The sequence below is a fragment of the Mesorhizobium sp. M0018 genome (assembly GCF_040323955.1).
Taxonomy (GTDB): Bacteria; Pseudomonadota; Alphaproteobacteria; order Rhizobiales; family Rhizobiaceae; genus Mesorhizobium.
In genome coordinates, this window is the sequence record NZ_JAMYVL010000006.1 from 180187 (window position 1) to 196739 (window position 16553).

General features: G+C 63.4%; 14 protein-coding genes. 4 read left to right on the forward strand and 10 right to left on the reverse strand.

All coding sequences use genetic code 11. From position 1 onward, the window contains the following. Positions 1-90: 90 nt before the first annotated feature. Both NKJ81_RS10860 and NKJ81_RS10865 read right to left on the reverse strand, forming a co-directional pair. Positions 91-1017, reverse strand: coding sequence for a LysR family transcriptional regulator (locus tag NKJ81_RS10860; RefSeq protein WP_023676350.1), 927 nt, complete (start codon positions 1015-1017; stop codon positions 91-93). Between the two features lie 66 nt (positions 1018-1083). Further along, positions 1084-1860 (reverse strand): DeoR/GlpR family DNA-binding transcription regulator, encoded by a 777-nt coding sequence (locus tag NKJ81_RS10865; RefSeq protein ID WP_352540422.1) that lies wholly within the window; start codon positions 1858-1860, stop codon positions 1084-1086. A gap of 435 nt (positions 1861-2295) precedes the next feature. On the opposite strand from NKJ81_RS10865, the gene NKJ81_RS10870 reads away from it, so the two are divergent. Then, the gene (locus NKJ81_RS10870; RefSeq protein ID WP_023676353.1) at positions 2296-3180 is read left to right on the forward strand and encodes a phosphotransferase family protein; all 885 of its coding nucleotides are present in this window, start codon (positions 2296-2298) and stop codon (positions 3178-3180) included. Continuing rightward, complete coding sequence (locus tag NKJ81_RS10875; RefSeq protein ID WP_352540423.1) at positions 3177-5630, forward strand: GcvT family protein; 2454 nt, start codon at positions 3177-3179, stop codon at positions 5628-5630. The genes NKJ81_RS10870 and NKJ81_RS10875 overlap by 4 nt, the downstream gene beginning before the upstream one ends. A gap of 18 nt (positions 5631-5648) precedes the next feature. Here the strand turns inward: NKJ81_RS10875 and NKJ81_RS10880 are convergent, their stop codons facing one another. Next, entirely contained in the window at positions 5649-6281 is a 633-nt protein-coding gene (locus NKJ81_RS10880; protein WP_352540424.1) for a class I SAM-dependent DNA methyltransferase, read from the reverse strand. Between the two features lie 103 nt (positions 6282-6384). Between NKJ81_RS10880 and NKJ81_RS10885 the strand changes: the two genes are divergently transcribed. Next, positions 6385-7287, forward strand: coding sequence for a phosphotransferase (locus NKJ81_RS10885; protein ID WP_352540425.1), 903 nt, complete (start codon positions 6385-6387; stop codon positions 7285-7287). Here the strand turns inward: NKJ81_RS10885 and NKJ81_RS10890 are convergent. The 3 genes from NKJ81_RS10890 to ilvD form a co-directional block, all read right to left on the reverse strand. Then, positions 7284-8204, reverse strand: coding sequence for a DMT family transporter (locus tag NKJ81_RS10890; protein ID WP_352540426.1), 921 nt, complete (start codon positions 8202-8204; stop codon positions 7284-7286). The two genes, NKJ81_RS10885 and NKJ81_RS10890, sit on opposite strands and share 4 nt — an antisense overlap. Positions 8205-8423: 219 nt before the next feature. After that, entirely contained in the window at positions 8424-9698 is a 1275-nt protein-coding gene (locus tag NKJ81_RS10895; RefSeq protein ID WP_352540427.1) for an amidohydrolase family protein, read from the reverse strand. A 231-nt stretch (positions 9699-9929) separates the two neighbouring features. Then, positions 9930-11774, reverse strand: a complete 1845-nt coding sequence (gene ilvD / locus NKJ81_RS10900) for a dihydroxy-acid dehydratase (protein WP_352540428.1) — start codon at positions 11772-11774, stop codon at positions 9930-9932. A gap of 290 nt (positions 11775-12064) precedes the next feature. Between ilvD and NKJ81_RS10905 the strand changes: the two genes are divergently transcribed. Then, positions 12065-12538: a VOC family protein gene (locus tag NKJ81_RS10905; RefSeq protein ID WP_352540429.1), complete on the forward strand. Its 474-nt coding sequence runs from the start codon at positions 12065-12067 to the stop codon at positions 12536-12538. 171 nt (positions 12539-12709) lie between these two features. Here NKJ81_RS10905 and NKJ81_RS10910 read toward each other — a convergent pair whose 3' ends face one another. The 4 genes from NKJ81_RS10910 to NKJ81_RS10925 form a co-directional block, all read right to left on the reverse strand. Continuing rightward, positions 12710-14308 (reverse strand): peptide chain release factor 3, encoded by a 1599-nt coding sequence (locus NKJ81_RS10910; RefSeq protein WP_502898805.1) that lies wholly within the window; start codon positions 14306-14308, stop codon positions 12710-12712. Positions 14309-14391: 83 nt separating this feature from the next. Further along, positions 14392-14754 (reverse strand): hypothetical protein, encoded by a 363-nt coding sequence (locus NKJ81_RS10915; RefSeq protein WP_352540430.1) that lies wholly within the window; start codon positions 14752-14754, stop codon positions 14392-14394. A 260-nt stretch (positions 14755-15014) separates the two neighbouring features. Beyond that, positions 15015-15941, reverse strand: a complete 927-nt coding sequence (locus NKJ81_RS10920; protein WP_352540431.1) for a haloalkane dehalogenase — start codon at positions 15939-15941, stop codon at positions 15015-15017. Continuing rightward, entirely contained in the window at positions 15938-16537 is a 600-nt protein-coding gene (locus NKJ81_RS10925; RefSeq protein WP_352540432.1) for a TetR/AcrR family transcriptional regulator, read from the reverse strand. Before NKJ81_RS10925 ends, NKJ81_RS10920 begins: the two co-directional genes overlap by 4 nt. Positions 16538-16553 lie beyond the last annotated feature (16 nt).

The following is a 16553-nucleotide window of genomic DNA, read 5'->3' on the forward strand; positions in this document are numbered from 1 at the left end:
GCAGCTTTGTTCCCTGACCGAAAAGTGCTGCGAAATTTCCGGTTTCGCAAATTCATTTATCAGAAAGCCGATATCGATTTTTCCGATACGTCAGCGGCCAATCTTCTCGGGCCGTTGGCGCACCATGCGCTGCGACTGGGCAAGTCCGATGAAGTCGCGCGCCGCCTGCGGCAGACCGGAGCCGCGCCGCCAGACCATGCCGACCTGGACGACCGGCAACGACCCCGAAATATCGCGCGATTCGATGCGGTCGCCTTCCAGCGACCATGGCCGGTAGACGAGGTCGGGCAGCAGCGCCACGCCGGCGCCGGTAGCGACGAGGCTGCGCACCGCTTCGACCGAGCGGGTGCGGAAGGCGACATGCGGCTTGGCGCCGATTGCCGTCAGCAGCTTTCCGGTATTCTCCTCGATCTCGTCGACGGTCAGCATGATCAGCGGTTCCGAGGCGATGTCGCCGATGCCGATGATGTCGGCACCGGCCAAGGGGTGGCCGAGCGGCAGCCACAGCCGGTAGGCCGAGACTTCGAGGATTTCGGACTGCAGTGCCGTGCGGTCGCGCAGGTTCGAGGTGACCATGACGGCAATGTCGAGCTTGCCGCCAATTAACAGGTGCTCGAGATAGTCGCCATTGTCCTCGATCGCCGAGACCTCGACACCCGGATAGGCGCGGCGGTAGCGGGCAAGAAGATCGGAAAGCACATAGCCGGCGACCAGCGAGGTGACGCCAAGTTGCAGCCGCCCGCTTGCCGCGGCCTGTTCGCCGAAGAAGGCGCGGCGCGCATCGGAAACGTCGGCCAGGATCTTCCTCGCATGGCGCAGGAACTGGTGGCCTTTATGGGTGATGTTCAAGCCGCGCGGGTGGCGCTCGAACAGCTCGACGCCGAGATCGTGCTCCAGCTCCTTGATCGCTTCGGTGACCGAGGATTGCGAGATCGACAGGTTCTGGGCGGCGCCCGACACCGTGCCTTGCTCGGCGACGGCGATGAAGAACTGCAATTGGCGGATGGTGAAAGCCATGGCCAGACTAAACACGGCAGAGGCGGCGCTGGGAAGTGGGTGCTGGTGCCGATCTGCCGATAGAGCTCAGGCCTCGCTTCCGCCGTCCGCAATGCTGAGCCGCGCGCCGGCCTGGGCGAGGGCGGCGCCGATGTCGTGCGGCGGCGGAAGGTCGGTCGCGAGTTCGGAAAAGCCGCCGAAGCCGCAGACCTGAACAAGGCCCTGGCGGCCGAATTTGCTATGGTCGGTGACGACAAGCGAACGCTGGCCGCGCGACAGCACCATGCGGGCGAATTCGGCCTCTTCCAGATCATAGTCCATGACGCCGGTTATGGCATCGACCGCACCGGTCGATATCACTGCATGGCTGACGGAAAAGCGGCTGACGAATTCGATGGCCGAGACGCCGAAGGCAGCACCGGAATCGCTGCGCAGCTCGCCGCCGGCCATGTAGACCTTATTGCCGTTGACGGTGGCCAGTGTGCGGGCGATGTCGGAGGAGTTGGTGACGACCGTCAGCCGCCGGTGGCCGAGCAGTTCCCGGGCCAGGAAAGAGGTGGTGGTGCCGGTGTCGAGCATGATCGATTCGCCGTCGCGGATGGTGGCGGCGACCATGCGCGCTATTGCCCGCTTGGCATCGGCGTTCTCGCGCATGCGCCGCTCGAACGGCGCTTCGCCGGCAATCGACGGCAGGCCGACGGCGCCGTGCATCTTGAGGATGGAACCGTCGCTGGTCAGTGGCTTGACGTCGCGGCGTACTGTCTCCAGCGAGACGCCCAGCCGGTCGGCTAGGCTCGCAATGGTCACCGTGCCTTCCTCCTTGAGGAGGCGCAGGATTTCGCCATGCCGCTTCGAGTGGACCATCGGTTCCATCCGGTCGGATTGTTGCACCGCTGACCGCTTCTACGACATAAATGCCACTAACTCCAAGGAATTTAGCAAAATTCGGGCAAAAAACCAGAAAATACCACAAATTCGCGTTGACAACGCCTCCAGCGTGGCGCGACATTATCGCTGTGACAGGCTCGGAACGGAGGACGACGGCTGAGCCGCACGAAAAATCGCTTGCCCGAACGCCCGGGAGATCGTCGGGTGCAAGGGTCCCGAAATTCAGGATCCGCGGGGGCGGATGCCGGCGTCGAAGAACCCGGCACAAAGGGGCTCGTCGGTGCGGTGCGGGATACCGATCCCGGGATCTGCACCGACGAGATCTTCGCGTTGCCTCCATTCCTCCGTCCGATTGTCATCGCTGGCCAGCCGTGACATGCGTGGAAAACTGACCCAATGTTGGACGACATCGTGACTGTCGAAGACCGCATCCGTGCGCTGCCTTGCTGGACCGGCAGCATCGACATCGCGCCGCTGCCGGGCGGGCTGAGCAATGCCAATTATCTGGTCAAGGACGCGGCCGGGCGGCACGTCGTGCGGCTCGGCCAGGACTATCCGTTCCACCATGTCTTTCGCGAGCGCGAGATGATGACGGCGCGGGCAGCGCACGCGGCAGGCTTCGCTCCGGCCGTCCACTACACTGGACCCGGCGTCATGGTGACGGAGTATCTCGGCGCCAAGGCCTATGTCGCGCAGGACGTGCGCGCCGATCTCGGCCGCGTTGCCGCGTTGCTGCGCGGTTTCCACCGGGAGATGCCCGGTCATGTCTCCGGCGCCGGCTTCATGTTCTGGGTATTCCATGTCATTCGCGACTATGCGCGCACGCTGGAGGAAGGCCGCAGCCGTAAGCTGGGCGAACTGCCGCGCCTGCTGACGCTGGCGGACGAGCTCGAGCGCGCGCAAAAGCTGCTTCCGATCGTCTTCGGCCATAATGACCTCTTGCCGGCTAACATAATCGACGACGGTCACAGGCTGTGGCTCATCGATTTCGAATATGCAGGCTTCAACACCGCGATGTTCGACCTTGCCGGCGCGGCGTCGAATGCAGGCATGAGCGACGAGGAGTCCTTCGCCTTCCTCACCGCCTATTTCATGAAGGAGCCGGACCCGGCGATACGGCGCTCGCACGCCGCCATGCAATGCGCGTCGCTGCTGCGTGAGGCGATGTGGGGCATGGTTTCCGAGCTTTACCTCGACGCGCCCGGTGTCGACTACGCCGCCTACGCCGACGAAAACCTGGCGCGGCTCGAAGCCGCCCTGGAAAACTACAGGACAAAATACGGGACGCGGACATGACCTTGCCCGCCCAGGCCGGGATCGTCGTCATCGGCGGTGGCATCATCGGCTGTTCGACGGCCTATCATCTGGCGCGCGACCACAAGGCCGAAATCGTACTGCTCGAACAGGGCAAACTGACCTCGGGTTCGACCTGGCATGCTGCCGGGCTGGTCGGCCAGCTGCGCTCGTCGGCGTCGATCACGCGCGTGCTCAAATATTCGGTCGATCTCTACAAGGGGCTGGAAGCCGAAACCGGCCTCGCCACCGGTTGGAAGATGACTGGCTGCCTGCGCCTCGCCACCAATGGCGACCGCTGGATCGAGTATAAGCGGCTGGCAACGACGGCTAAGAGCTTCGGCATGGACATGCATCTGCTGTCGCCGGCCGAGGTCAAGGAAATGTGGCCGCTGCTGGAAACCGGCGACCTCGTCGGCGCGTCCTGGCTGCCGACCGACGGTCAGGCAAGCCCTTCCGACATCACCCAGTCGCTGGCCAAGGGTGCGCGCATGCATGGCGCAAAATTGTTCGAGGAGGTGCGGGTCACCGGCTTCGAAATGAGAGACGGCCGCATCACCGCGGTAAAGACCAGCAAGGGCGATATCGCCTGCGACAAGGTGGTGAACTGCGCCGGGCAATGGGCGCGGCAGGTGGGTGCGCTCGCCGGGATAAACGTGCCGCTGCAGCCGGTGAAGCACCAGTACATCATCACCGAAAAGATCGATGGCCTGCCGACCGACGCGCCGACAATTCGCGACCCCGATCGCCGCACCTATTTCAAGGAGGAGGTCGGCGGGTTGGTGATGGGCGGCTACGAGCCGAACCCGCAGGCGTGGACGACCGGTCTACCGGGCGGCGATGTGCCGGACGGTTGGGAGTTCCGGCTGTTCGACGATGATTACGATCATTTCGAGCAGCATATGAGCCAGGCGATCGAGCGTGTCCCGGCGCTCGCCAATGCCGGCGTCAGGCAGATGATCAACGGGCCGGAGAGCTTTACGCCGGATGGCAATTTCATCCTCGGTGTGGCGCCGGAATGCGCCAATATGTTCGTCGGCGCCGGCTTCAATGCCTTTGGCATCGCGTCCGGCGGCGGCGCCGGCTGGGTGCTGGCGCAATGGGTCGTCGACGGCGAGGCGCCGCTCGATCTGTGGGTGGTCGACATCCGCCGCTTCTCCGATCTCCACCGCGACCGGCAATGGGTCCGCGACCGCACGCTGGAAGCCTATGGCAAGCACTACACGATCGGCTTCCCGCATGAGGAATATGTCAGCGGCCGGCCGCGCATCGTCTCGCCTTTGTACGAGCGGCTGCAAAAACATCGCGCCGTGTTCGGCTCGAAACTTGGCTGGGAGCGGCCGAACTGGTTCGCGCCGGAAGGCATCGAGCCGAAGGACGTCTATTCGATGGGCCGGCAGAACTGGTTCCCGGCGGTTGGCGACGAGCACCGCCACGTGCGCGAAAAGATCGGAATTTTCGACCAGTCGTCTTTCGCCAAATACGAAATGACCGGAGCCGACGCGCTGAAGGCGCTGGACTGGATCTGCGCCAACGACGTCGCCAAGCCGGTCGGCCGGCTGACCTACACGCAGCTTCTCAACACGCGCGGCGGCATCGAGGCCGATTTGACCGTGGCGAGGCTCGGTGAGGAAAAATTCTACATCGTCACCGGCACCGGTTTCCGCACGCATGATTTCTCCTGGATTGCCGATCATATCGGCAGGGAGTTCGACGTGACGCTGACCGACGTCACGGAGGATTTCGGCACATTGTCGCTGATGGGGCCGCGCGCCCGTGACGTGCTGTCAGCGGTGACCGATGCCGACGTCTCGAATGCCGCCTTTCCATTCGGCCATGTTCGCGAGATCGCCATTGCCGGTCACGCCGTCCGGGCACTGCGCGTCACCTATGTCGGCGAACTCGGCTGGGAACTGCATGCGCCGATCGCGGCGACGGGCGAGGTTTTCGACGCGCTGATGACGGCGGGCGCTGTCCACGACATTCGCCCGGTCGGCTATCGGGCGCTGGAATCGCTGCGGCTGGAAAAGGGCTACCGCGCCTGGGGCGCCGACATTACACCCAACGACACGCCGCAGGAGGCCGGCCTCGGCTGGGCGGTGAAGCTCAGGAAGAACACCGATTTCCTCGGCCGGCGGGCGCTTGAAAAGCTCGATGGCTCGACGCTCAGCAAACGCTTTGCCGGCTTCACCGTCGATGATCCAGACGTCGTGCTGCTCGGGCGCGAGACCATCCTGCGCAACGGCGAGGCGGTCGGTTATCTCACCAGCGGCGGCTATGGCTACACCATCGGCAAGAACATCGGCTACGGCTATGTGCGCAATGCCGATGGCGTCAACGATGATTTCCTTACCTCCGGCAACTACGAGCTGGTGGTGGCAATGGAACGGACGCCGGCTAAGATACACCTCGAGCCGCTTTACGATCCGGCAGGAGCAAAGGTGAAGGCATAGAGCCTTCCGGTTTCAGCCTCAGTTCACGATGAGCACCAGCCCCCGGCTCGGCACGGTATCGGCCTCGCCTGGCATCGAAACATAGGGCGGCGTCTCTTCGGCGCGCGTGACGGTGCCTTGCGCCTCGAGCTCGGCGATCCGCGCGGCAAACCCGGCATCCCACAGCGTGTTCTTCACTGTCAGCACGATCACCCCGCCCGGCCGGCAGATGCGGATCAACTCGTCCAGACCCTCGGCCCCGACATGGCCGGACGTGAAGACGCCGGCTGAGATGATCCCGGCATAGGCGTCGTCCACGAAGGGCAGCGGTCCGCCAAGCGCCAGGCAGTGCAGCGCTGAATAGACGCCCTTGCGCGCGGCTTGCGCCAGCATGCCTTCCGAGATGTCGAGCGCCTCGACCTGCGGATAACCGGTAATGGCAAGCCATTCGCCGATGAGCCCGGTGCCGGCGCCGGCATCGAGCAGAGGAGCGGCGCCGCGCGCCAGATGGCGGGCCAGCAAGGCAAGGCAGATGGTGGGATGGCGATAGCCAGCCGCCGACATGTCGGCGTCATAGGTGCCTGCCCACCTGTCGTAAAGAGCCGCGACGTCTTCCGGCCGCTTCGCCGCATAGGCTGCGGCGAGCGCGCTCTGATGTTTGCTGTCCGTCATCGCTTTCCGTCGCCTGGTATCGATCCGCAACGCGATCATAGCCAAACGGCGAAAACTGTGGAACCGTCGTCGTCCCAATAATACGGGGAAAGGAGCGAAATCCATGGCGGACGACCGGGCGCGCGCCGCACTTGCGGCCATTCCGATGCTGGCCGGCTATGACGGCCCTCTGGAACGGCTCGGCGGTCTCACCAACCTCGTCTTCAGCGGTAAGGATTTCTGCCTGCGTATCCCCGGCAAGGGTACCGAGGAATACATCAACCGCGCCAACGAGGCAGTGGCGGCGTGGGAAGCGGCGAAGGCCGGCGTCAGTCCCGATGTGCTGCATGTCGATGCCGAGACCGGCGTGTTGGTGACCCGCTTCATCGCCGGTGCCGAGACGATGTCACCGGAAAAGTTCAAGACTCGGCCGGGCAGCCCGGCACGCGCCGGCAAGGCCTTTCGCAAACTGCACACATCCGGCGCGGTGTTCCCCTTCCGCTTCGAGCTGTTTGCGATGATCGACGATTATCTGAAAGTGCTGTCAACCAAGGACGTCGCCCTGCCTGCCGGCTACCACGATGTGGTCCGCGAGGCGGAGGAAGTGCGCTCAGCACTTGCGGCTCAACCTCTGACGATCGTCGCCTGCCACTGCGACCCGCTCTGCGAAAACTTTCTCGATACGGGCGACAGGATGTGGATCGTCGACTGGGAATATTCCGGCATGAACGATCCGCTCTGGGATCTCGGCGACCTCTCGGTCGAAGGGCAATTCGACGAGGCCCAGGACGAAGAAATGATGCGCGCCTATTTCGGCGGCGAGCCGAGACCGGCGGAGCGCGGCCGCATCGTCATCTACAAGGCGATGTGCGACCTGTTGTGGACGCTCTGGGGCTTGATCCAGCTTGCCAACAAAAATCCGGCCGACGACTTTCGCGCCTATGCCGACGGCCGGTTTGCGCGCTGCAAGGCACTGATGGAGATGCCGGAATTTTCGCGGCATCTCGCGGCAGCGCGCCGGGGTTAATTCACGCCCTTTGGCACGTTTTCGGGCGGTACCGTGTCGACCACCTTCTGGCGGTGGAAGATGAACAGGCCGGCCAGCACGACGATGGCCGAGCCGATCAGGATGCGCGGCCCAGGCACATCGCCGAAGAAGGCGAGGCCGAAGACCACTGCCCACAACAGCAGGCTGTAATGCAGCGGCGCCAAGGTCGAGGCCGGCGCCAGCTTCAACGCCCTGGTTATCATCAGATGCGCGCCGCAGGAGACGATGCCGAGAAGCAGCATGGCGCCGAAATCGAGCGAGGACGGCGTCTTCCAGCTGCCGAGGGTCAACGCAGCGCCGACCAGCAGCGTGCCGATGGTTTGCCAGGTGACCAGCGAGGTGTCGCTGGTGCCGCGCAGCCGCCGATTGAGGATGATGGCGAAGGCAAAGGAAATGCTGCCGGCGAGCGCGAACATCGACGACAGCGAGAACGCGGCCGAGGACGGCTTCAGCATGATCAGCACGCCGCAGAAACCGACCAGGATAGCCGCCCAGCGGCGCCAGCCGACCCTTTCGCCGAGCAGGAAGTGCGACAGCGCCGCGACATAGATCGGCCCGGCCATGTAAAAACTCATCACATCGGCGAGCGGCAGATAGACGACCGCCGCGTAGAACAGCGCCGTGTCGAGCGTCGTCATCACCACGCGAAGCAGCTGCAGCTCCGGCCGCTCCATGCGAAACAGCTTGGCCGCACCCTGATGTGCAATCATCGGCCCGAGTATGAAAAACGCGCCGATCGAGCGGATCAGCACGACCTGGCCGACGGAAAAACTGGCGACCAGCCACTTGCCCATCGCGTCGTTCAGCGCAAACAGGAAGTCGCCGGCGAGCATCAGCAGGATGCCGGCCAGCAGCACGTTCATGATCGTTGAGTACTGGGCTGCGGGCTGCGCCATTCCGTTACCGGTTCCTCGCCGTGGGGTACGGTGACCCGCGTCGTAGTCGCAAGCTGCGGCCATGACGAGACGAAAATCGAGAATTCGGTAAGACCAGCGTCGGAAATCGGCTGGACTAATGCATGTCGCGCAAAAGTGTGCAGCGGTTTTGCGATAACGACACGCTTAAAAACAAGACCTTAAAGCGCGTCGCGTGGGTCCGTTCCAACGCGACGCGCTTTAAGCGTGGCGCCGGTTCACCGTGCCCGGCCTTCCAGCGATCGAAAGCCGCGTGTCCTGCCGGCTGCGCTCGGCCACCACCTTGCCCCTGGCGATGACGCAGAGACGCTCTGGGCGCAGCCGCAGCGCCTCGACCGGGTTGCCGGCATCGAGAACGACCAGGCTGGCGCGCTTGCCGACCGCCAGGCCAAGGTGGTCGAGGCCCATGATGGCGGCATTGACGTTGGTGACCATATCGAAGCAGCGCGCCATCTCGGCCGGGCTCGACATCTGCGCGACATGCAGGCCCATGAAGGCGACGTCGAGCATGTCTGCAGTGCCCAGCGAATACCAGGGGTCGAGCACGCAATCCTGGCCCCAGCCGACGCGGATGCCTTGCGCCAGCATCTCCTTGACCCGCGCCAGTCCGCGGCGCTTGGGAAAGGTGTCGTGGCGGCCCTGCAGCATGATGTTGATCAGCGGATTGGGGATCGCCGAAACGCCGGCCTCGGCAATCAGCGGCAATAGCTTCGAAACGTAGTAATTATCCATCGAATGCATCGATGTCAGGTGCGAGCCGGCCGCTCTGCCCTGCAACCCGAGCCGCTGCGTCTCATAGGCAAGCTGCTCGACGTGGCGCGACAGCGGATCGTCGGTCTCATCGCAATGCAAGTCGACCATCAGGCCGCGCTTCGCCGCGATTTCGCAGAGCTCGGTGACGGAGCGCGTGCCGTCGGCCATTGTGCGCTCGAAATGCGGAATGCCGCCGACAACATCGACGCCTATGTCGAGCGCCCGGATGGTGTTGTCGCGCGCCGTCGGCGAGCGGTAAAACCCGTCCTGCGGGAAGGCGACCAGCTGCAGGTCGATATAGGAGCCAACCGTCTTCTTCACGTCGAGCAGCGCCTCGACCGCCAGCAGGCGGTCGTCGCAAACATCGACATGGGTGCGGATGGCGAGCAGCCCCATCGACACCGCCCAGTCGCAATAGGCGAGCGCACGGTCGCGCACCGCTTCGTGGGTCAGAAGCGGCTTCAACTCGCCCCAAAGCGAGATGCCTTCGAGCAGCGTGCCCGAGACATTGATGCGCGGGATGCCGAGCGAAAGCGTGGCGTCCATATGGAAATGCGGATCGACGAAGGGCGGCGAGACCAGATTGCCATGGGCATCGATCGCCGTGCCGGCGCTGACGTTCAGCTCGGGCTCTATCGCTGCGATCGTTTCGCCGACGATGCCGATATCCGCGATCCTGCCGTCGGGCAGCGTCCCGCCGCGCACCACAAGGTCAAAATCCATCTAGCGCCACCTCGTTCAAAAAAGCCGTTTCTTTCAATGCAGCGTGCTGCCGCAAGGCGGAACCTTCAGGCGCGGCCCTTCCCTTCTCCCCTTGTGGGAGAAGGTAGCCGCGAAGCGGCCGGATGAGGGGTGTTCCAGCTTGGCGCCGACGACACTCCGTCCAGCACCCCTCAACCGTCTTGGCGTTGCGCGCCAATCCACCTTCTCCCACAAAGGGAGAAGGAAAAGCCTCTATTCAGGCACGCACCGCACCGCCCCCTTGGCGGCACTTGTCGCCATCGCCGCATAGGCGCGCAAGGCCGTCGTCACCTTGCGCTTGCGCTTTTCTTCGGGCTTCCAGGCAGCCGTTCCCCTGGCCTCCATCGCGGCGCGACGGGCGATGAGTTCGGCGTCGTCGACAGCAAGCCTGATGGTGCGGTTGGGGATATCGATCTCGATCGTGTCGCCTTCCCTGACCAGCCCGATCAGACCGCCTTCCGCGGCTTCCGGCGAGACATGGCCGATCGACAGGCCGGAGGTGCCGCCGGAAAAACGACCGTCGGTGATCAGTGCGCAGGCTTTGCCGAGACCTTTCGACTTCAAATAGCTGGTCGGGTAGAGCATTTCCTGCATGCCGGGTCCGCCGCGTGGCCCTTCATAGCGGATGACGACGACATCGCCGGCCTTGATCTCGTTCGACAGGATCGCCTTGACGCTGGCGTCCTGGCTTTCGAACACTCTTGCCGGACCGGTGAATTTCAGGATCGATTCATCGACGCCCGCCGTCTTCACGATGCAGCCATCGATTGCCAGATTGCCTTTCAGCACGGCAAGGCCGCCATCCCTGGAGAAAGGATGTTCGGCCGAGCGGATGACGCCCTTCTCGCGGTCGAGATCGAGATCGTCCCAGCGGCGGTCCTGGCTGAACGCGACTTGCGTCGGCACGCCGCCGGGTGCCGCCAGGAAGAAATCCCGGACATTCTGGCTGGTGGTGCGCGAAATGTCCCAATGATCGAGCGCTTCGCCGAGGCTTGCGGTGTGCACCGTCGGCAGGTCGCGGTTGATCAGCCCGGCGCTATCCAACTGGCCGAGGATGGCCATGATGCCGCCGGCGCGATGGACATCCTCCATGTGGACGTCAGCCTTGGCCGGAGCCACCTTGCACAGCACCGGCACCCGCCGCGACAGCCGGTCGATGTCCTCCATAGTGAAGTCGACCTCGCCCTCATGTGCCGCGGCAAGGATGTGCAGCACGGTGTTGGTCGAGCCGCCCATGGCGATGTCGAGCGTCATGGCGTTCTCGAAGGCGCCCTTCGAGGCGATGCTGCGCGGCAGCGCCGTGTCGTCGTCCTGCTCGTAATAGCGCTGGGCAAGATCGACGATCAGGTGGCCGGCCTCGACGAACAGGCGCTTGCGGTCGGCATGCGTCGCCAGCGTCGAACCATTGCCGGGCAAGGACAGGCCGAGCGCCTCGGTCAGGCAGTTCATCGAATTGGCGGTGAACATGCCGGAGCAGGAACCGCAGGTCGGACAGGCCGAGCGTTCGATGGTCCTGACGTCCTCGTCGGACACCTTGTCGTCGGCGGCCGCGATCATAGCGTCGACCAGATCAAGCGCCTGGCTCTTGCCGGCGAGCACCACCTTGCCGGCCTCCATCGGCCCGCCGGAGACGAAGACGGTCGGGATGTTGAGGCGCAGAGACGCCATCAGCATGCCGGGCGTGATCTTGTCGCAATTCGAGATGCAGACCATCGCGTCGGCGCAGTGCGCGTTGACCATGTATTCGACCGAGTCGGCGATCAATTCGCGCGACGGCAGCGAATAGAGCATGCCGTCATGGCCCATGGCGATGCCGTCATCGACGGCAATGGTGTTGAACTCCTTGGCGACGCCGCCGGCTTTTTCGATCTCGCGGGCAACCAGCTGGCCGAGATCCTTCAAATGGACATGGCCCGGCACGAATTGGGTGAAGGAATTGACCACGGCAATGATCGGCTTGCCGAAATCCGAATCCTTCATGCCGGTAGCGCGCCACAGGCCGCGGGCGCCGGCCATGTTGCGGCCATGGGTGGTGGTGCGGGAACGGTAGGCGGGCATTGAACTGTCCTTGCTGTCTGCGTCGCGCCCAAAGGTGCGGAAAACCGGAATTAAGCCGCAGGCCTTATAGACGCCACACTCTGGTCTGGCCACAATTTTGCGCTGCGCCAGGGTGCGGAACGAGCGGCCAGCCAAAGACGCAGCCGGCCCAGACCGTAAAAAAGTCAGAGGTGCTGTCGGATCGGGTCTCGTTCGAGCGTCCTTGGGCAGACGGCGGAACCGGGCATCAATTGCCAGCCAGCCGTTTTGCGAGTGAAAACAAAGCCAAAACCAGCCCGAGGAGCAAGAGAATGCAAAAGATCACCCCCTGCCTGTGGTTCAACGATCAGGCCGAGGAGGCCATGAACCATTATGTCTCCATCTTCAAGAATTCGAAGGTGCTGAGCGTGATGCGCTGGCCCAAGGGCAGCGGCGATAATGAGGGCAAGGTGCTGATGGTCTCATTCGAGCTCGACGGCGTTCAGTTCCAGGCGCTGAACGGCGGGCCGCAATTCAAGTTCACCGAGGCGGTCTCGCTCTCCATCGACTGCAAGACGCAGGAAGAGGTCGACTATTTCTGGGACAGGCTCATCGCGGGCGGTGGCCAGCCCAGCCAGTGCAGCTGGCTGAAGGACAAATTCGGCCTCTCCTGGCAGGTCGTTCCCGAGCAGCTGCCCAGGCTGCTGCTGGACGCCGACAGGGAAAAGGCCGGCCGCGTGATGCAGGCGATGATGCAGATGAGCAAGATCGACATCGCCAAGATCGAAGAGGCAGCGAAAGGGTGAACGAACGCGATCTTTCCTTCTCCCCCTGTGGGAGAAGGTGGATCGGCGCGAAGCGCCGAGACGGTTGAGGGGTGTGGGACGGAATGAGACGTTGGTGTTTTCTGGAACACCCCTCATCCGTCGCCTTCGGCGACACCTTCTCCCACAAGGAGAGAAGGGAAAACCAACAGCTCAAGCCGCCCTGTCGCGGACCTGATAATCCTTGACCGCGGTGAAGCGGATCGCCTTCCAGCGCTCGGCCTCGTAGTTGAGCGAGAAGGCGTGCTGGGCGAGGAACACCGGATCGTTGTCGAGATCGCGCGCGATGTCGCCGCGATGCGCCTCGATGAAGCGCTGGAGTTCGGCCTTATCGTCGGCCGATATCCAGCGGCAGACGGAAAAGCGCGACATCTCGAAATCGACCGGCAGTGTGTATTCGAAGTTTAGCCGCTCCTTCAAGACGTCGAGCTGCAGGGCGCCGACGACGCCGACGATGGCTGGCGAGCCGTCCTCCGGCGAGAACAATTGCACGACGCCTTCCTCGGCCATCTGGTGCAGTGCTTCCTTGAGCTTCTTGGCTTTCATGGCATCGCCGAGGCGAACGCGGCGCAGGATTTCAGGCGCGAAATTCGGCACACCGCGAAACAGGATCTCCTCGCCTTCGGTCAGCGTGTCGCCGATGCGCAGCGTGCCGTGGTTGGGGATGCCGACGACATCGCCGGCGAACGCCTCGTCGGCCGTGACGCGGGTGCGGGCGAAGAAGAATTGCGGTGCCGACAGGCTCATCGGTTTTCCCGTGCGCACCAGCTTGGCCTTCATGCCGCGCTCGAGCTTGCCGGAGCAGACGCGGACGAAAGCGATGCGGTCGCGATGGTTGGGGTCCATATTGGCCTGGATCTTGAAGACGAAGGAGGTCATCTTGTCCTCGGTCGCCTCGACCTTGCGGCTGTCGGCCTCCTGCGCGCGCGGCGGCGGCCCGTAGGCGCCGAGCGCCTCGATCAGGTCGCGCACGCCGTAATTGCGCAGCGCCGAACCGAAATAGACCGGCGTCAAATGGCCCTCGCGGAAGGCATCGAGGTCGAGCGGGCGACAGGCCGCGCGCGCCAGTTCCAGCTCCTCGATGAAGGCCTCGCGCTCGTTCTCCGGCAACAGGCCGGCGACGCGGTTGGAATCGGGTCCATTGACCGGCGTGCGCTCCTTTTCGGCGTCGCCCTTGCGCACCGCGTTCAGCGCCAGATGGTAGGTCCCGGAAAAGGTCTTGCCGCGGCCGATCGGCCAGGTGATCGGCGCTGTATCCAGTGCCAGCTTCTGCTCGATCTCGTCGAGGATGTCGAATGGGTCTCGGCTTTCGCGGTCCATTTTGTTGACGAAGGTGATGATCGGGATGTCGCGCAGCCGGCAGACCTCGAACAGTTTCAGCGTGCGCGGCTCGATGCCCTTGGCGGCGTCGATGACCATGACCGCGCTGTCGACCGCCGACAGCGTGCGATAGGTGTCGTCGGCGAAATCCTCGTGGCCGGGCGTGTCGAGCAGGTTGAAGACGGTGTCCTCGTATTCGAAGGTCATCACCGAGGTGACCACCGAAATGCCGCGCTCGCGTTCGATCTTCATCCAGTCCGAGCGGGTCTGGATGCGGTCCTTCTTGGCCTTGACCTCGCCGGCAAGCTGGATGGCGCCGCCGAACAAAAGCAGTTTTTCGGTGAGCGTCGTCTTGCCGGCGTCGGGGTGGGCAATGATCGCGAAAGTGCGGCGGCGCGATACCGCTTGTTCGATGTCTTCAGCCAATTTCATGGAATCCTGTCTGTGGCGCGGGCTTCTAGCAGCGCTTTTCCAGCCTGTCGAACGGAAACACCGCTGATACCCCGGCAGCAGGTTCAGTCTCTGACGATAGCCGCCTGCGTGACCGAGCCAACGTCATCCAGGCGCATAACCAGCCATTCAGAGTCGATCGAAAAAAATCCTCTTTCCGAACCAAGAATATAAACCAGACTCCAGTCCTCGAAATAGTCCGTCTTCGGCGGCTCGCCGAGCATGGCAACAACTTCTGCCCGCGATTTCCCAACCAACGCCCCGGTCAGCACCAAACCGTCAGCGATGCGATGGCGTTTATGCAAAGGATCCAGCCAGTTGTCGTCCTGCCACCAAGATCGAACGAACGGCAGCGGGCCAAAGAAGACGGCATAGACAATGGCGGCTCCGGCTGCAGCAAAAACCAACCCTTTTATCCAGCGGCGCAAATGACCCTCATGTGATTGAGCTGAACGTTTCCAGTGAGGCGATCGTCATCGACCCGCTTCGAGAGCGGTCCCGGCAACGCCCTTGGTAAGTCTGTAGCATGGTGGCAATGAGGGCAAGAAGTCCTGGGCGTTTGAAGGTACACGGCCGTGAGCAAGAACATCATCGTCATTGGATCCGGCATCATTGGCGCCTCCATCGCTTGGCACCGGCAGAGCTAAGCTGTCGACCTCTCCGGCTGCCGCCGGTTCACGTCCCGACGTCAGGCCGATTCGGTCGCTCGGCTCTCGAAGGCCACCTCCGGAATCCACTCGGCAATTGTGGCGCCGATCCTGTCGGCATGGTCCTCCTGTAGATAATGCGCGCCGGGTCCGAGATCGATCAACCGGCAGTTCTTCAGGCCGGCCGCGAATTCCCGTGCCGCATGCGGCGAGACGAGGGCCCCCGGATCGCCTGAGAAAAGCAGCTTCGGGTAGGAGGAGAGCCGGAGCGCCCGATGGTCGTGCTCGCTGATGGCAGCGACATCGGCGGGCTGGCCTTCAATCGGCAGGTCGCGCGGCAGCCGCAGGATCGGCTTGCGCGATTGGGGCGTCGGGAACGGTGCCCGGTAGGAGGCCATTTCCTCATCGCTCATCGTGCGCAGCACCGCAGCCGGAAGCACCTTTTCGACGAAGACGTTGTCCTCCAGGACAAGCTTCTCACCGACGCCAGGCGTGCGCATTGCCTTGAACAATTCGCGCGCCTGCGGACGCTGGTGAAAATCGTCCCAACTCTCGAAGGGGCGGATGAATTCCATGAAGGCGAGGCCGAGGATCCGCTGCGGCCGCCGGGCCGCGAGATGGAAGGCGAGCGCGGTGCCCCAGTCCTGCGCGACGACCACCACGTCACTGATGCCAAGCGTCTCGATGAAGGCGTCGAGATAGCGGACGTGGTCGAAGAAGCGATAGTCGATGTCCGGCTTGCCGGATTGGCCATAGCCGATCAGGTCGGGCGCAATGCAGCGGCCGAACGGCGCCACATGCGGGATGATGTCGCGCCAGATGTAGGACGACGTCGGGTTGCCGTGCAGGAATAGCACCGTCGGACCGGCAGTACCTGCCTCGACATAGGAGATGGTGGAATCGAGTACCGCGACTTGCGAGCGCGGCACCATTGTGCGGGATTGCTGTTTTTCGAGTTTCGGGTTCATCGGATCAGCTCCTTTTTTACGAAGACTGTTTTGAAGACGATATTCTTGAAACCCTCGAGCGGTTCGGGACTGCGCTCCACCTTCATGCGCAGCATCGCGCCTTGCCAGGAACTCAACAGGAAATCGGCGAGGTCCTCGGCATCGAACGCGTCGGTGATGTCGCCAGCCGCCTGGCCCTCGGCGATGCATTCGGCAAAGGGCTTGCGCCAGCGTTCGAAGATGGCGACGAGTTGCAGCCTCAGCGCCTCACTGTGAGCCGCCGTCTCGAGGCTGAGATTGCCGATCATGCAGCCCCGTGCCCAATCATGCGCCTCCAGCTTCGACGTGATGATTTCGAGATAGCGGCGCAAGCGCCCGACCGGGGGTGTGCCGTCCCGGGCAAGGGCCTGCTCCGCCAAACCGCTCACATAGCCGAAATAGCGGTCCAGCACCTCGCCGGTGAACGCCTCCTTGGATGCAAAATGGTTGGTGAAGGACCCCGGACGGGCATCGGCCGCGGCGACGATGTCGCGTACGCCGGCGGCCGAATAGCCGGAGCTCCAGATGGTTTTGAAACCGGCGTCGAGAAGTTTTTCGCGAAGTGAATGTCTAGCCATGCCAGGTATAAAATAC

Excerpts from the sequence above, each read along its gene's own strand:
- NKJ81_RS10860 (WP_023676350.1), bottom strand. The coding sequence starts at position 1,017 with ATGGCTTTCACCATCCGCCAATTGCAGTTCTTCATCGCCGTCGCCGAG.
- NKJ81_RS10865 (WP_352540422.1), bottom strand. The coding sequence starts at position 1,860 with ATGGTCCACTCGAAGCGGCATGGCGAAATCCTGCGCCTCCTCAAGGAG.
- NKJ81_RS10875 (WP_352540423.1), top strand. The coding sequence starts at position 3,177 with ATGACCTTGCCCGCCCAGGCCGGGATCGTCGTCATCGGCGGTGGCATC.
- NKJ81_RS10880 (WP_352540424.1), bottom strand. The coding sequence starts at position 6,281 with ATGACGGACAGCAAACATCAGAGCGCGCTCGCCGCAGCCTATGCGGCG.
- NKJ81_RS10885 (WP_352540425.1), top strand. The coding sequence starts at position 6,385 with ATGGCGGACGACCGGGCGCGCGCCGCACTTGCGGCCATTCCGATGCTG.
- NKJ81_RS10890 (WP_352540426.1), bottom strand. The coding sequence starts at position 8,204 with ATGGCGCAGCCCGCAGCCCAGTACTCAACGATCATGAACGTGCTGCTG.
- NKJ81_RS10895 (WP_352540427.1), bottom strand. The coding sequence starts at position 9,698 with ATGGATTTTGACCTTGTGGTGCGCGGCGGGACGCTGCCCGACGGCAGG.
- ilvD (WP_352540428.1), bottom strand. The coding sequence starts at position 11,774 with ATGCCCGCCTACCGTTCCCGCACCACCACCCATGGCCGCAACATGGCC.
- NKJ81_RS10905 (WP_352540429.1), top strand. The coding sequence starts at position 12,065 with ATGCAAAAGATCACCCCCTGCCTGTGGTTCAACGATCAGGCCGAGGAG.
- NKJ81_RS10910 (WP_502898805.1), bottom strand. The coding sequence starts at position 14,308 with ATGAAATTGGCTGAAGACATCGAACAAGCGGTATCGCGCCGCCGCACT.
- NKJ81_RS10920 (WP_352540431.1), bottom strand. The coding sequence starts at position 15,941 with ATGAACCCGAAACTCGAAAAACAGCAATCCCGCACAATGGTGCCGCGC.
- NKJ81_RS10925 (WP_352540432.1), bottom strand. The coding sequence starts at position 16,537 with ATGGCTAGACATTCACTTCGCGAAAAACTTCTCGACGCCGGTTTCAAA.